The organism is Pseudomonas sp. NFPP28, assembly GCF_900115535.1.
GTDB lineage: Bacteria > Pseudomonadota > Gammaproteobacteria > Pseudomonadales > Pseudomonadaceae > Aquipseudomonas > Aquipseudomonas extremorientalis.
Genome location: NZ_FOWT01000005.1, coordinates 142,947 through 159,018, shown reverse-complemented (window position 1 = coordinate 159,018; position 16,072 = coordinate 142,947). Strand labels below are relative to the sequence as shown.

The 16,072-nt window shown below is 64.2% G+C and carries 4 protein-coding genes; 2 read left to right on the top strand and 2 right to left on the bottom strand.

Going from position 1 to position 16,072, the window contains the following annotated elements; all coding sequences use genetic code 11:
• Positions 1-33: 33 nt before the first annotated feature.
• The gene (locus BM110_RS14515) at positions 34-1,206 is read left to right on the top strand and encodes an MFS transporter (protein ID WP_093513671.1); all 1,173 of its coding nucleotides are present in this window, start codon (positions 34-36) and stop codon (positions 1,204-1,206) included.
• Here BM110_RS14515 and BM110_RS14510 read toward each other — a convergent pair whose 3' ends face one another.
• Together BM110_RS14510 and BM110_RS14505 are read right to left on the bottom strand one after the other, a co-directional pair.
• On the bottom strand, positions 1,207-1,572 hold the full coding sequence (locus BM110_RS14510; RefSeq protein ID WP_092245743.1) for a type II toxin-antitoxin system HicB family antitoxin: 366 nt from the start codon (positions 1,570-1,572) through the stop codon (positions 1,207-1,209). It lies immediately after the preceding gene.
• Complete coding sequence (locus BM110_RS14505; protein WP_093513670.1) at positions 1,569-1,820, bottom strand: type II toxin-antitoxin system HicA family toxin; 252 nt, start codon at positions 1,818-1,820, stop codon at positions 1,569-1,571. Before BM110_RS14505 ends, BM110_RS14510 begins: the two co-directional genes overlap by 4 nt.
• A 209-nt stretch (positions 1,821-2,029) precedes the next feature.
• On the opposite strand from BM110_RS14505, the gene BM110_RS14500 reads away from it, so the two are divergent.
• Positions 2,030-16,069: a non-ribosomal peptide synthase/polyketide synthase gene (locus BM110_RS14500; protein ID WP_093513669.1), complete on the top strand. Its 14,040-nt coding sequence runs from the start codon at positions 2,030-2,032 to the stop codon at positions 16,067-16,069.
• The last annotated feature ends 3 nt before the right edge of the window (positions 16,070-16,072 follow it).

Here is a 16,072-nt window from a genome sequence, read left to right as displayed (position 1 = left end):
TTGCGCACCTTAAGGACAGAAGGTTTCTGAGCCATGGCAAACCCTTACGCCGAATTGTTCCAGGTCCCTGGCGCCCGGGCTTTTGTACTGGCGGGGATGCTGGCGCGCATGCCGGTCTCGATGACGGGGATCGGCTTGATCACCATGCTCTCGCAGGTGCACGGCGGTTACGGACTGGCGGGCTCGGTGGCGGCGGTATTTGCCCTGGCCACGGCGTTTTGCGCGCCGCAGGTATCCAGGCTGGTGGACCGCTACAGCCAAGGGCGGGTGTTGCCGGTTGCCGCGTTGATCGGCGGCGGGGCGTTGCTGATGTTGCTGCTGTGCACCCGCTTGCAGGCACCGAACTGGACGTTGTTCCTGTTCGCCGCCCTGGCCGGTTGCATGCCCAACATGTCGGCCATGGTGCGGGCGCGCTGGACCGAGTTGTACCGAGGCCAGCCCAAGTTGCAGACCGCATTTGCCCTGGAGTCGGTGCTGGATGAGGTGTGCTTCATCATCGGCCCGCCGATCTCGGTGGGTTTGTGCGTGGTGCTGTTCCCGGAAGCCGGGCCGCTGGTGGCTGCGTTGTTGCTGGCGGTGGGCGTCACCACCTTTGTGTTGCAGCGTGAGACCGAGCCGCCGGTGCACGCGCATCACGGGCATCACGGTCGCTGGCTGATCGCCTCGCCCTCGGTGCTGATCCTGATGATTCTCCTGCTGGCCATGGGTGTGATCGTCGGCGTGGTAGATGTGGTCAGTGTCGCCTTTGCCCAGCATCAAGGCCAGCCGGCGGCTGCCAGTATCGTGCTGTCGGTGTACGCCATCGGTTCGTGCCTGGCGGGGCTGGCGTTCGGCACCCTCAAGCTCAAGGCGCCGTTGCCCCGGCAGTTCCTGTTGTGCGGCATCGCCACGGCGTTGACCACTTTGCCGTTGCTGCTGGTGACCAACATCGCAGGGCTGGCGGTGGCGGTCTTTGTCTCCGGGCTGTTCTTCGCCCCCACACTGATTGTGTCCATGGCCCTGGTGGAACAGGTCGTGCCCGCCAGCCGACTGACCGAGGGCATGACCTGGCTGATCACCGGCCTCAGCATCGGCGTGGCCATAGGCGCGGCCAGCTCCGGGTGGATGATCGATCACTTTGGCGCCACCAGCGGGTTCTGGGTGGCGCTGGCGGCGGGGGCGGTCGTGTTGGGGGCTGCGGTGTCGGGGTATCGGCGGCTGGGATGATCAGTTGATCGCAGGGCAAGCGTCTGCGCTGTGATGCTGCAGAAACTCGTTCAACGCCTGGCGCGTCAGGTCGTTGAGCGTCACTTTCTTGCGCGTCGCCTCAAGGGCGGCAGCAAGATGCAGATCATGGCCGACCCGGACGTTGAAGGAACCTTTGCAAGGTTTCTCTGGTGCATGCCCCAGGGTCTGGCAGGTGGCGAGGTAATCATCCACCGCCTCCCGAAAGGCCTTATCCAGTTCGGCGACGGTTTTCCCTTCGTAGCTCACCAGCGCCTTGATGAACAAGACCTTGCCGAACAGGCAGTTGTCTTCGAGGCTGGCTTCGATGGAGCCGATGTAGCCGTTGTGTTTCAGTTGGTTGTTCACTGAATCAGCTCTCCTGATTTCAATTGTTCGATGATCTGGCGCCGAATGTAGTGTTTCAACTCGTTGCCAGGGTGAGGCTTGTGCAAGGTGATCATTGCACTGGGGTCGCCGATGTCGCATTTGACGCGGCTTCCAGCCCCTTCAATCTGCGTGTAGCCCAGTCGTCGCAGCAGCGTGACGAGCTCGGGCCAGGTAAATGTCATTTGCTCGTTGAGCAGTTTGGCCAGCAGCTTTTCATTTTTAGACACGGCGTTCCCTGCGTGTAACTAAATGTAGTTGCAAAAAGTAGTGTTCTTCAATGCTAGCTGCTGTTCGGGTGGTCTTCCCGAGATTGATGTAACCCTTGATGACACTGTGCGCCGCGCCTCCCATCCCCCGCTAATTTTTCCCTCTCCGGTTCGTTTTATAGGGACGACGTGCCTTTGTGCTTCCTGCCTACTGCTCCGGACTCCAAGAAATGAATGCTGAAGACTCCTTGAAACTTGCTCGCCGGTTTATCGGGTTGCCCCTGGAAAAACGCCAATTGTTCCTGCAGGCCCTGCAGAAAGAAGGCGTGGATTTTTCCCGGTTCCCCATTCCGGCGGGGGTGGAAGTGGAGGATCGCCAAGCGTTGTCCTACGCGCAGCAACGCATGTGGTTTCTTTGGCAATTGGACCCGGCCAGCGGCGCCTATAATCTGCCGGGAGCGGTACGGCTCAAGGGGGCGTTGAGCCTCGGCGCGTTGGAGCAGGCCTTTGCCAGCCTGGTCGCGCGCCACGAAACCCTGCGCACAGTATTCCAGCGCCAGGCGGACGAGCGCCTGATGCAGGTGCCGGCAGACACGTCGTTGACCGTCGAGCACCTGGACCTTAGCCACCTGGTCGCCGCCGAGCGCGAACAGGCCGTCAACGAGGCCGCGACCCGTCAATCGCTGCTGTCGTTCGACCTGGAAAACGGTCCGTTGCTGCGCGTGCAATTGCTCAAGCTCGACGCGCAGGAACACGTGCTGCTGTTGACCCTGCACCACATCGTCTCCGATGGCTGGTCGATGAATGTGCTGATCGACGAGTTCATCCGCTGCTACGACGCCCACGAGCGCAACGAAACCCCGCAACTGCCGGCCTTGCCGATCCAGTACAGCGACTACGCCCTGTGGCAGCGCCGCTGGCTGGAAGCGGGGGAGCAGACGCGCCAACTGGATTACTGGCAAGCACGCCTGGGCGATGAGCACCCGGTGCTGGAGCTGCCCACCGACCGCCCGCGTCCGGCGATGCCGAGCTACCAGGGCACGCGCCACAACTTCATGATTGAACCTGAGCTGGCCATACAGTTGCGTAGTTGCGCGCAAAAACACAACGTCACCCTGTTCATGCTGTTGCTCGGTGCTTTCAACGTGTTGCTGCATCGCTACACCGGGCAGGGCGATATCCGCGTCGGTGTGCCGATCGCCAACCGCAACCGCACTGAAGTCGAAGGGTTGATAGGCTTCTTCGTCAATACCCAGGTCTTGCGCACCGAGCTGACCGGGCAAACCCGCATCACTGAGCTGCTACACAGCATCAAGGAGCACGCCCTCGGTGCCCAGGCTCATCAGGAATTGCCCTTCGAACGCCTGGTGGAAGCCCTCAATGTAGAACGCAGCCTGAGCCATACGCCGCTGTTCCAGGTGATGTACAACCACCAGCCGGTGGTGGCCGACATTGCCAGCGTCAGCACCGCCTCCGGCCTGGAGCTGGCGCTGGTGGAATGGCAAGGCCGCACCACCCAGTTCGACCTGACCCTCGACACCTATGAAAAATCCGGCACCCTGCATGCCGCGTTGACCTACGCCAACGACCTGTTCGACGCGCCAACCATCGAGCGCATGGCCGGGCATTGGCTCAGCCTGTTGCAGGCCATGGTGGCCGACGGTGAACAGCGCATCGGCGAATTGCCGATGTTGGCGGCGGATGAGCGGCAGGTGCTGGTCCACGCATGGAACCAGACCGCCGAGGCGTACCCGACCGAGCGCGGCATTCATCACCTGATCGAAGACCAGGCGCAGGCCACGCCGGATGCACCGGCGCTGGTGTTCGGTGCAACCACGCTGACCTACGCCCAGCTCGACACCCGCGCCAACCAGCTGGCCCACGCCTTGCGCGAGCAGGGCGTCGGCCCTGACACGCTGGTAGGGATCTGCGTCGAGCGCTCCATCGAAATGGTGGTCGGCTTGCTCGCCATTCTCAAGGCCGGCGGCGCCTATGTCCCGCTGGACCCTGAATACCCCCGGGAACGCCTGGCCTACATGATCGACGACAGCGGCATCCAGTTGCTGCTCAGCCAGCGCGACCTGTTGCCATTGCTGCCCACCGAGGGCATCCAGGTGATTGCCCTGGACCAGCCCGCGAGCTGGCTCGACGGTTACAGCCGTCAGTCGCCACGCGTCGACCTGCAGGCGCTGAACCTGGCCTACGTGATCTACACCTCCGGCTCAACGGGCAAGCCCAAGGGGGCCGGCAACAGCCACCGTGCGTTGGTCAACCGTTTGTGCTGGATGCAGCAGGCCTACGGCCTGGACGCCAGCGATGCGGTGCTGCAGAAAACCCCGTTCAGTTTCGACGTCTCGGTGTGGGAGTTCTTCTGGCCGCTGATGACCGGCGCCCGCCTGGTCGTCGCTGCGCCCGGTGAACACCGCGAACCGGCGCGGTTGATCGAGACCATCGGGCAACACCGCATTACCACCTTGCACTTCGTACCGTCGATGCTTCAGGCGTTTATCCATGAGCCGGGCGTGCAAGCCTGCAACACGCTGCGACGCATTGTCTGCAGCGGCGAAGCCTTGCCGCTGGATGCGCAGTTGCAAGTGTTCGCCAAGTTGCCACAGGCGGGCTTGTTCAACCTATACGGCCCGACCGAAGCCGCCATCGACGTGACCCACTGGACCTGCGTCGACGAAGGCGCCGACAGCGTGCCCATCGGTCGACCCATCGCCAACCTCGGTACGTACGTGCTCGATGCCCAGATGAACCCGGTGCCTGCGGGCGTCAGCGGTGAGCTGTACCTGGGCGGCGCCGGCCTGGCACGCAGTTACCACCGGCGCCCGGCACTGACCGCCGAACGTTTCGTGCCAAGCCCGTTCGGTGACGGTGTGCGTCTGTATCGCACTGGTGACCGCGTGCGCCAGCGTGCCGATGGGGTGATCGAATACCTGGGTCGCCTCGATCATCAGGTCAAGCTGCGTGGCCTGCGTATCGAGCTGGGCGAAATCGAAACGCGCCTGATGCAACACCCTTCGGTGCGCGAAGCCGTGGTGCTGGTGCAAGGCGGCAAGCAACTGGTGGCCTACCTGGTACTGGCCGACGAAACGCCTGCCGACCTCAAGGCCTGGCTGCTCGAAAGCCTCCCGGAATACATGGTGCCGACCCATCTGGTGCACCTGGCCAGGCTGCCGGTGACCGCCAACGGCAAGCTCGACCGCAAGGCCTTGCCATTGCCGGATGCTGCGCCCCAGCAGGCTTATGTCGCCCCGGAAAGCGACGTGCAAAAAGCCCTGGCAGCAATCTGGAGCGATGTGCTCGGTGTGGAACACGTCGGCCTGGAAGACAATTTCTTCGAACTGGGTGGCGATTCGATCATCTCCATCCAGGTAGTCAGCCGTGCGCGCCAGGCGGGCATTCGCCTGAGCCCGCGGGACCTGTTCCAGTACCAGAGCGTACGCAGCCTGGCGCTGGTGGCGACCTTCGAGCAGGCGACCCTCATCGACCAGGGGCCGGTCACCGGCGAGGTGTTCCTCACGCCAGTGCAACACAGCTTTTTCGAGCAGGCGATCCCGGCGCGCCAGCACTGGAACCAGTCGTTGCTGCTGACTCCGCGTGAGGCGCTGGAGCCCATGCGCCTTGAGGCCGCCTTGACCCGCTTGATCAACCATCACGACGCCTTGCGCCTGCGTTTTGTGCAACAGGCGGACGGTTGGCGCCAGGCCCACGCCGAGCCGGTTGCATCGGCTTCGTTATGGCAGTCCCAGGTCGCCGGCGAGGCTGAGTTGGCCGCACTGTGCGACGAGGCTCAACGCAGCCTTGATCTTGAACAGGGCCCGCTGCTGCGTGCGGTCCTGGCAATGATGGCCGACCGCACCCAGCGCCTGTTGCTGGTGGTGCATCACCTGGCAGTGGACGGCGTATCGTGGCGTATCCTGCTCGAAGACCTGCAACAGGCCTACGTCAACGCCGCATTGCCGGCCAAGACCAGCGCCTACCAGCAGTGGGCGCATCGGTTGCAGGCCCACGCGCAGACGCTGGACGCGCAACTGCGGTATTGGCAGGCACAGACCGCAAGCGCTGACCTGCCGTGCGACAACCCCCAGGGCGGCCTGCAAAATCGCCTGGGCAGTACACTCGAAATCCGCCTCAGCGCCGACCACACCCGCCAACTGCTGCAAGACGCTCCGGCGGCCTACCGCACCCAGGTCAACGACCTGCTGCTGACTGCGTTGGCGCGGGTCATCAGCCGCTGGAGCGAGCAACCTGCCGCACTTATCCAGCTGGAAGGCCATGGTCGCGAAGACCTGTTCGACACGCTCGACCTGAGCCGCACCGTGGGTTGGTTTACCAGCCTGTTCCCGGTGCGCCTGCAAGCCGAGGGTGAGCTGTCGGCTGCGATCAAGTCGGTGAAGGAGCAACTGCGTGCGGTGCCGCATAAAGGTATCGGCTATGGCCTGCTGCGCTACCTCGGCGCACCCGACGCACGTGAGGCCTTGTCCAAACAGTCCATGCCGCGCATCACCTTCAACTACCTGGGGCAGTTCGACCGCCAATTCAACGAGGCGGCGCTGTTCGTTCCGGCTGACCAGGGCAGCGGACAGGCCCAGGACCCCGAGGCACCGCTGGCCAACTGGCTGACGGTGGAAGGGCAGGTGTACGGCGGTGAGCTGGCCCTGCGGTGGGGGTTCAGTCGTGAGATGTTCGAGGTGGCGACCGTCCAACGCCTGGCGGATGACTATGCCGCTGAACTCCAGGCCTTGATTGAACACTGCTGCGCCACGCCGGCGGGGCAGGTCACGCCTTCGGACTTCCCCCTGGCGCGCCTGACCCAGCAGCAACTGGACGCCTTGCCCATCGCCGGGCCGGCGATTGCCGATCTCTATCCGTTGTCGCCGATGCAGCAGGGTATGTTGTTCCATACCCTGTATGCGCCCGAGGCCGAGGCTTACATCAACCAGTTGCGCCTGGACATTGAAGGCCTGGACTTGCTCGCATTCGGCCGTGCCTGGCAAGCCGCGCTGGATCGCCATGACATCCTGCGCAGCAGCTTCCACTGGCTCGGCCTGGACAGTGCCCATCAAGTGATTCAGCGTCATGTCGATGTGCAGTTGCAAGTGATCGAAGATGTCGATGCTGATTTTGATGCATTCGCCGCTGCCGAACGCGAGAAGGGATTTGCGCTGAATGCTGCGCCGCTGTTTCGCCTGATGCTGGTGCGCGGTGCCGGCGGTGCCTGGCACCTGATCTTCACCAGCCACCACATCCTCATGGACGGCTGGAGTAACGCCCAGTTGCTCGGCGAAGTGATCGCCCATTACGCCGGGCAAACCGTGCCGGTGCCGCAGGGGCAGTTCCGCGATTACCTGGGCTGGCTGCAACAGCAAGCGTCGGGCGAGGCGTTCTGGAAGTCTGCGCTGGCGCCGCTGCAAGCGCCAACCCTGCTTGCGCAGGCGCTGCGTGTGCCGTTCGAAGGCAAGGGCATGGCTGACCATCAGGTCGTGCTGAGCGACGACTTCACGCGTGCCCTGGGTGAGTTTGCCCGCCACCACAAAGTCACCCTCAACACCTTGCTCCAAGGCGCATGGAGCGTGCTGCTGCAACGCTATACCGGGCAGGACTGCGTGGCCTTTGGTGCCACCGTCGCGGGACGCTCGGCACCATTGCCGGGGATCGAACAGCAGTTGGGCCTGTTCATCAACACGCTGCCGATCATCAATGCAGCGTCGCCGGCCCAGCCGGTGGCCGACTGGCTGAGTGAGCTGCAAGCCCTCAACCTGAGCCTGCGCGACCATGAACATGTGCCGCTCTATGACATCCAGGGATGGGCAGGACAGCAGGGCAGCGCGCTGTTCGATACCTTGCTGGTGTTCGAAAACTTCCCGGTGGCCGAGGCCTTGAAGCAGGGCGCGCCTGCCGGCCTGACGTTCGGCCGCCTGCATAACCACGAGCAGACCCATTATCCACTGACCCTGGGCATTGAGCTGGGCAGTTGCCTGCGCCTGGAGTTTGGTTATGACCAGGCGTGCTTCAGTGCTCGGCAGGTCGCTCAATTAAGCCGCAACCTGCACCACCTGCTGGTGCAGATGCTCGCGGATGCCCAGGCGCCCATTGGCAACCTGCTTCTGCTCGACCAAGCCGCACGGCGCGACATGCTTGCCCTCAGCCAGTCGCCCAGCCAGGCCCAGCGTCACCTGCGCGTGCACGAGCGTATAGCCGCCCAGGCCAGCGCCACACCCGACGCGATGGCCGTGCAGGCGGGTGAGGCACGCCTGAGCTACGCCCAGCTCAATGCTCGCGCCAACCGGCTTGCCCATCGCCTGCTGGAACTGGGCGTTGGCCCAGGCCAGCGCGTCGGCCTGGCGGCACGACGTGGTCCGCAGTTGATCGTCAGCCTGCTGGCGGTGCTCAAAAGTGGCGCCGCCTATGTGCCGCTGGACCCGAACTACCCCGCCGAACGCCTGGCCTACATGCTGACAGACAGCCGGCTCGACCTGCTGCTCAGCGAAACCGGGCTGCTGGCCGACCTGCCGTTGCCCCAAGGGCTGGCGCGCGAGAGTTTCACCGCGTCCGGCGAAGAACTGGCAGGCTACCCGTCGACCAATCCAACCAATCATGCCGCCGCTGCCGACCTGGCCTATGTGATCTACACCTCGGGCTCCACCGGGCTGCCCAAGGGTGTGGCCATCGACCATGCCGCCCTCGGCCAGTTCTGCGACAGCGCCGAGGCCTATAGCCGGTTGAGCGCGGCGGATCGCGTGCTGCAATTTGCCACGTTCAGCTTCGACGGCTTTGTCGAGCAATGCTACCCGCCGCTGTGTGTGGGCGCAGCGTTGGTCATGCGCGGCGATGAGCTATGGGATGCCGGGCAATTGGCGCGGGAAATCGTCGAGCAGGGCGTGACCCTCGCCGACCTGCCCGCCGCCTACTGGTATTTGCTCGCCAAGGAGTGCGCCCTCGACCAGCGCACCCTGGGCAACCTGCGTCAGGTGCATGTCGGCGGCGAGGCGATGTCGGTGGAAGGGCTGCGCGCTTGGTACGCCGCCGGGTTGGGTGACGTGCGTTTGGTCAACACCTACGGGCCCACCGAGGCCACCGTGGTGTCCAGCGTGCATGACTGCCAATTGGTGGATGCCAGCGATGCGTTTGGTGTGCCGATTGGTCGGGCCATCGACGGTCGCTCCTTGTATGTGCTGGACAGTGGTTTCGAATTATTGGCCACCGACGGCGTGGGCGAGCTGTGCATCGGCGCCGAACACGGTTTGGCCCAGCGTTACTTCGATCGCCCGGCGCTGACCGCCGAGCGCTTTTTGCCAAACCCGTTTTCCGCCGTGCCCGGCGCGCGGCTTTACCGCAGTGGCGACCTGGCGCGCTATAACCAGGCGGGTGCGCTGGAGTATGTCGGGCGCATCGATCATCAAGTGAAGATCCGCGGGTTCCGCGTGGAAATGGGTGAGATCGAAGCCAGCCTGCAAGCCTTGCCGCAGCTGCGTGAAGCGGCCGTCATCGCACAATCGAGCCCGACGGGCACGCAATTGGTGGCATATGTGGTCGCCGCCAACGGGCAAAGCGTGGGCACCCCGGCATTGGCGGCCACCTTGCGCCAGTCCTTGCCGGATTACATGGTGCCGGGGCACTGGGTTGTCCTCGACGCCTTGCCGTTGAACAACAATGGCAAGCTTGACCGTCGCGCACTGCCGGCACCGGACCTGAACCAGGCGCGCCAGGCTTACCGGGCGCCGCAAACCCCGCTGCAAACGCGCTTGGCCGCCATCTGGCAAGCGGTGTTGCAAGTGGATCAGGTGGGGCTCAATGACCACTTCTTCGAACGTGGCGGTCATTCGTTGCTGGCGACCCAAGTCATTTCGCGGGTGCGCCACGCACTGCAACTGGAAGTGCCGTTGCGCACGCTGTTCGAACAACCGACGCTGGAAGCGTTCGCAGCCGCTTGCGCCGGGTTGCAGACCGCCAGGGAGCTGCCGCTGGTGGCTGTGACGCGGGACCAGCCGCTGGCGCTGTCGTTCGCCCAGGAGCGCCAATGGTTCCTCTGGCAACTGGACCCCACCAGCGCGGCTTACCACGTGCCGAGTGCAATGCATCTGCGCGGCCCCTTGGACGTCGCGGCGCTGGAGCGGGCGTTCCAGGCCCTGGTACAGCGCCATGAGCCGCTGCGCACCACCTTTGTAGAAGAGGACGAGCACACCTGGCAAGTGATTCATCCGCGCATGGCGATGCCGATCGAACACCAGCGGGTCGCGGCCTCGGTGATCGAACAAGCGGTGGCGCAGGAAATCCAGCGCCCGTTCGACCTGGTCAATGGCCCGCTGATGCGCGTCAACTTGCTGGAGGTCGAGGTCGAGCACCATGTGCTGGTGATCACCCAGCATCACATCATCTCCGACGGCTGGTCGATGCAAGTCATGGTCGACGAACTGGTGGCGCTCTATCAGGGCCAGTCCCCGTTGCCTGCGCCGCCGATCCAGTACGTCGACTATGCCCAGTGGCAACGTGACTGGATGGCGGCCGGTGAAAAACAGCGCCAACTCGACTACTGGCGCACCCGTCTGGGCACCGAGCATCCGGTGCTTGAGCTGCCGCTGGATTACCCGCGGCCGGCGCTGCAAAGCCATCGTGGCGCACGCCGCCAAGTCCAGCTCGACAACGCGCTGGTCACTGAGCTCAAGGCCCTGGCCCAGCGTCAGGAGGTGACTCTGTTTGTCGTGCTGCTGGCGTCGTTCCAGACCTTGCTGCATCGCTACAGCGGCCAGTCCCGGATCCGCGTCGGCGTACCGATCGCTAACCGTAATCGCCTGGAAACCGAGCGTCTGCTGGGCTTCTTCGTCAACACCCAGGTGCTGCAAGCCGACGTGCACGGGCAGATGGCCTTCGATCAATTGCTCGCCCAGGTCAAGCAGCACGCCCTGGACGCCCAGGCGCATCAGGACCTGCCGTTCGAACAACTGGTCGAAGCCCTGCAACCGGAGCGCAGCCTCAGCCATAACCCGCTGTTCCAGGTGATGTTCAACCACCAGGACAACCTGCGTGCAGCCCCGCTGCAGTTGCCGGGCCTGGACCTGCAAGCGGTGGATTGGGCCGGGCACAGCACCCAGTTCGATCTGAACCTGGAAACCGAAGAGTCCGCCGAAGGCCTGTGGGCGTCCCTGACCTACGCCACCGACCTGTTCGACGCCACGACCGTCGAGCGCCTGGCCGAGCACTGGCAGAACCTGCTGCGCGCCGTGGTGCACGATGCATCCCAGGCTGTGGATGAGCTGGCGATGCTCAGTGCGCCGCAATGGCAACAGATGGTCGAGGCCTGGAATGACACGTCGGTTGATTACCCCCGCGAGCGTTGCGTGCACCTACTGTTCGAGGCCCAGGCCCTGGCACACCCGGACGCGCTGGCGCTGCAGTTCAATGGCCAGGGTCTCAGCTACGGCGAACTCAACCGTCGCACCAACCGCCTGGCCCATCGCCTGATCGCGGCGGGCGTAGGGCCGGACGTACTGGTGGCGGTGCATGTCGAGCGTTCGCTGGACATGGTGATCGGCCTGTTGGCGACCCTCAAGGCGGGTGGTGCCTACGTGCCGCTCGACCCGCAATTCCCGGCGGACCGCCTGGCCTTCATGCTTGAAGACAGCCGTGCGCAAGTCTTGCTGACCCAGCCGCACTTGGACGGCAGCTTGGCGCACTCGCAGGGTGTGCAGGTGCTGATGGTCGAGGCGGATGACAATGCCGCCGAGCACAACCCCCAGGTCAACGTCACGCCGGAACACCTGGCCTACGTGATCTACACCTCCGGCTCCACCGGCAAGCCCAAGGGTGTGATGGTGCGCCACCAGGCGCTGTGCAGCTTCACCTGCGGCATGGCCGGCACCCTGGACATCGGTGCTGACGCCCGCGTGTTGTCGCTGACCACCTTCTCGTTCGATATCTTCGCCTTGGAGCTGTACGTGCCCCTGATGGTGGGTGCCACGGTACTGCTGAGCGGCCAGGAGCTGGCCCTCGATCCGGAAGCGATCATCGATCTGGTCCACAGCCAATCGGCCAACGTGCTGCAAGCCACACCGTCGACCTGGCGCATGCTGCTGGAAAGCCCACGCGCCGAGCTGCTGCGCGGTATCAAGAGCCTGTGCGGCGGCGAAGCGCTGCCGGCCGACCTGGCGCAGCGCATGCTCGACCTGCAAGGCCCGCTGTGGAACCTCTATGGCCCCACCGAAACCACCATCTGGTCGGCTGCCCATCGCCTGCACGAAGCACGGCCATTTGTGGGGCGGCCTATCGCCAATACCACGTTGTTCATCCTCAATGCCGGTTTGACGCCCAGCCCGGTGGGGGCCGCCGGTGAACTGCTGATCGGCGGCGTCGGCCTGGCTCGCGGTTACCACGAGCGCCCCGCGCTGACGGCCGAGCGCTTTGTGCCCAACCCGTATGGTGCGCCGGGAGAACGCCTGTACCGCACCGGCGACCTGGCCCGCTACCGTGCCGATGGCGTGGTGGAATACATCGGCCGCGTCGACCATCAGGTCAAGGTGCGTGGGTTCCGCATCGAACTCGGCGAAATCGAAGCGTGCCTGCGCGAGCGCGCCGGGGTGCGCGAAGCCGTGGTCCTGGCCGACAACGACCGCTTGATCGCCTACCTGGTCAGTTCCGCACCCGACACGCCAGAAGTCTACAGGGCGGCCCTGCGCGAGCGCCTGCCGGACTACATGGTGCCGGCGCACCTGGTGTTCCTCGATAGCCTGCCCCTGACCCCCAACGGCAAGCTCGACCGCAAGGCATTGCCGGCGGTGGACGCGGCGCTGTTGCGCACAGGTCATGTGGCGCCCGTGACGCCGCGTGAACAGCAGGTCGCGGCGATCTGGGCCGAGGTGCTGGAGCTGCCGCAGGTCGGCCTTGACGATCACTTCTTCGAACTCGGCGGGCATTCGCTGCTGGCCACCCGTGTTGTCTCGCGGGTTCGCCAGGTGCTGGCGCTGGAAGTGGCGCTCAAGACTCTGTTCGAACACCCGCTGCTGGGTGACTTCGTGCAGGCCTTGGGCGAGGAGGGAGTGGTTGCGCCGGCCTTGCTCAAGGCCGACCGCCACCAACCGCTGCCGCTGTCCTATGCCCAGGAGCGCCAATGGTTCCTCTGGCAACTGGACCCGCAAAGCACGGCGTATCACATCCCCAGCGCATTACGTTTGAAAGGGCCGCTTGACCTGGCCGCGCTGCAATGCAGTTTCGACACCTTGCTGGCACGCCATGAAAGCCTGCGCACCTATGTGCGCCAGGACGCTGGCGGCGCAGTTCAGGTGATTGAAGACTCGGGCCTGATCGAGATCAGCCTGCTCGACACCGAAGAAGACAGCCTCAAGGCGCGGGTCGCAGAAGTGGTTGCGCAGCCATTCGACCTGCTGCGCGGGCCGCTGTTGCGGGCCAGGTTGCTGCGCCTGGCTGTTGATGAGCACGTACTGGTGCTGGTGCAGCACCACATCGTCTCCGATGGCTGGTCGATGCAACTGATGGTCGAGGAACTGGTGCAGCTGTACGCCACCTTCAGCCAAGGCCACGTGCCAGACTTGCCAGCCTTGCCGATCCAGTACGCCGACTACTCCCTGTGGCAGCGCAACTGGATGGAGGCCGGCGAGAAGGCCCGCCAACTGGCGTACTGGCAGGCCCAGTTGGGTGGCATGCAGCCGGTGCTGGAGTTGCCTTTCGACTACCTGCGCCCCGCGGTACAAAGCCACCGTGGCGCCCGCCTGGGCATTGAGTTGCAAACGCAGCTTCTGGCCGGTTTGCGCCGCTTGGCGCAAGCCGCCGGTGTGACGTTGCCGATGGTACTGCTGGCGTCCTACCAGGCGTTGCTGCACCGCTACAGTGGCCAGGAAGACGTGCGTGTCGGCGTGCCGATTGCCAACCGCAATCGCCTGGAAACCGAAGGGCTGATCGGCTTCTTCGTCAACACCCAGGTACTCAAGGCCGATATCCACGGGCAGATGAGCGTCGTGCAACTGCTGCAACAGGCACGCCAGCGTTCCCTGGAGGCCCAGGCCCACCAGGACCTGCCGTTCGAGCAACTGGTAGAAGCCCTGCAACCCGAGCGCAGCATGAGCCTGAGCCCGCTGTTCCAGGTGCTGTTCAACCATCGCGTGACCTCGGCCGCCAATCACTTGCAACGCCTCGCCGAACTGGATGTCGAGGTGCTGGGTTGGGATGAAGGTGTGGCGCAGTTCGACCTGGCGCTGGATGTGGAGGAAAGCCAGGCGACGCTGCGTGCGTCCCTGAGTTATGCCACTGATCTGTTTGCCCCAGCCACGATCGAGCGCATGGCCGGCCACTGGCAGAACCTGTTGCAGGCGATGGTTGCCGATCAACAGCAACCCATCAGCCAACTCAACCTGCTGGGCGAGGATGAGCAACAGCACATCCTGCAATTGTGGAACCAGACCGATGCCGGCTTCTCGGCCGAACGCCTGGTTCACCAGTTGGTGGCCGACCGCGCCCGGGAAAACCCGGATGCAGTCGCCGTGAAATTCGACGCACAAACCCTGAGCTATGGCGAACTGGACCGCCAGGCCAACCGCCTGGCCCATGCGCTGATCGCCCGTGGCGTCGGCCCGGAAGTGCGCGTGGCGATTGCCATGCCGCGCAGTGCCGAAATCATGGTGGCGTTCCTGGCGGTGATGAAGGCCGGTGGCGTCTATGTGCCGCTGGATATCGAATACCCGCGTGACCGCCTGCTGTACATGATGCAGGACAGCCGTGCCCAGTTGCTGCTGACTCATAGCAGTGCCTTGCAGCAACTGCCGATTCCCGAGGGTCTGGACAGCCTGGCGATTGATCGCACCGAGGAATGGTCCGGTTACAGCGACACGGCGCCTGATGTGAAACTGGACGGCGACAACCTCGCCTATGTGATCTATACATCCGGTTCCACGGGTCTGCCCAAGGGCGTGGCGGTATCTCACGGTCCACTGGTAGCCCATATCATCGCCACCGGCGAGCGTTATGAAACCTCGCCCGCCGACTGCGAACTGCACTTCATGTCGTTCGCCTTCGACGGCTCCCATGAAGGCTGGATGCACCCGCTGATCAACGGCGCCAGTGTGTTGATCCGCGACGATAGCCTGTGGCTGCCGGAATACACCTACCAGCAAATGCACCGCCACAACGTGACCATGGCGGTGTTCCCACCGGTGTACCTGCAACAGTTGGCCGAGCATGCCGAGCGTGACGGCAACCCACCGAAGGTGCGCGTGTACTGCTTCGGTGGCGATGCCGTGGCGCAAGCCAGCTACGACCTGGCCTGGCGCGCACTCAAGCCGACCTATCTGTTCAACGGCTACGGCCCGACCGAAACCGTGGTCACGCCATTGCTGTGGAAAGCGCGCAAGGGCGACCCGTGCGGTGCCGTCTACGCTCCCATTGGCACGCTGCTGGGCAACCGCAGCGGCTACGTGCTGGATTCACAACTCAACCTGCAACCCATCGGCGTAGCCGGTGAGCTGTACCTGGGCGGCGAAGGCGTGGCCCGTGGGTATCTGGAACGTCCGGCACTGACCGCCGAGCGCTTTGTGCCGGACCCGTTCGGCAAACCGGGTAGCCGCGTGTATCGCAGCGGTGACCTGACCCGTGGGCGCCCGGATGGCGTGGTGGATTACCTGGGGCGCGTCGACCATCAGGTGAAAATCCGTGGTTTCCGTATCGAGCTGGGTGAAATCGAAGCGCGTCTGCGCGAACAGGACAACGTCGGTGAAACCGTGGTGGTCGCCCAGGAAGGCCCGACCGGCAAGCAGTTGGTGGCTTACGTAGTGCCCGCAGACGGCAGCCTGATCAACGAAACCGAGTTGCGCGACACCCTGCGCCGCGCCCTGAAAACCCACCTGCCGGACTACATGGTGCCGACACACTTCATGTTCCTGGCGCAAATGCCGCTGACCCCCAACGGCAAACTCGACCGCAAGGGCCTGCCCGAGCCGGATGCGAGCCTGCTGCAACAGGCCTATGTGGCCCCCGAAACCGAGCTGGAACGGCAGATCGCCGCGATCTGGGCCGATGTCCTGCGTCTGCCGCAAGTGGGTCTGAACGACAACTTCTTTGAAGTGGGCGGCCATTCCCTGCTGGCGATCCAGATCACCTCGCGGGTCCAGGCCGAACTGGGCCTGGAAGTGCCGCTGGTGGAAGTGTTCCAGACCGAAACGCTGCGTGCCTATGTGCAGGCCGCCGCCACCTTCCGCGCCGGCAGCGCGGAAGACTTTGATGATCTTCGTGACTTTTTGAGCGAACTAGAGGCGATTTGACCC

Bases quoted from the DNA above. Each gene is read 5' to 3' on its own strand.
- BM110_RS14515 (WP_093513671.1), top strand. From the start codon at position 34: ATGGCAAACCCTTACGCCGAATTGTTCCAGGTCCCTGGCGCCCGGGCT.
- BM110_RS14500 (WP_093513669.1), top strand. From the start codon at position 2,030: ATGAATGCTGAAGACTCCTTGAAACTTGCTCGCCGGTTTATCGGGTTG.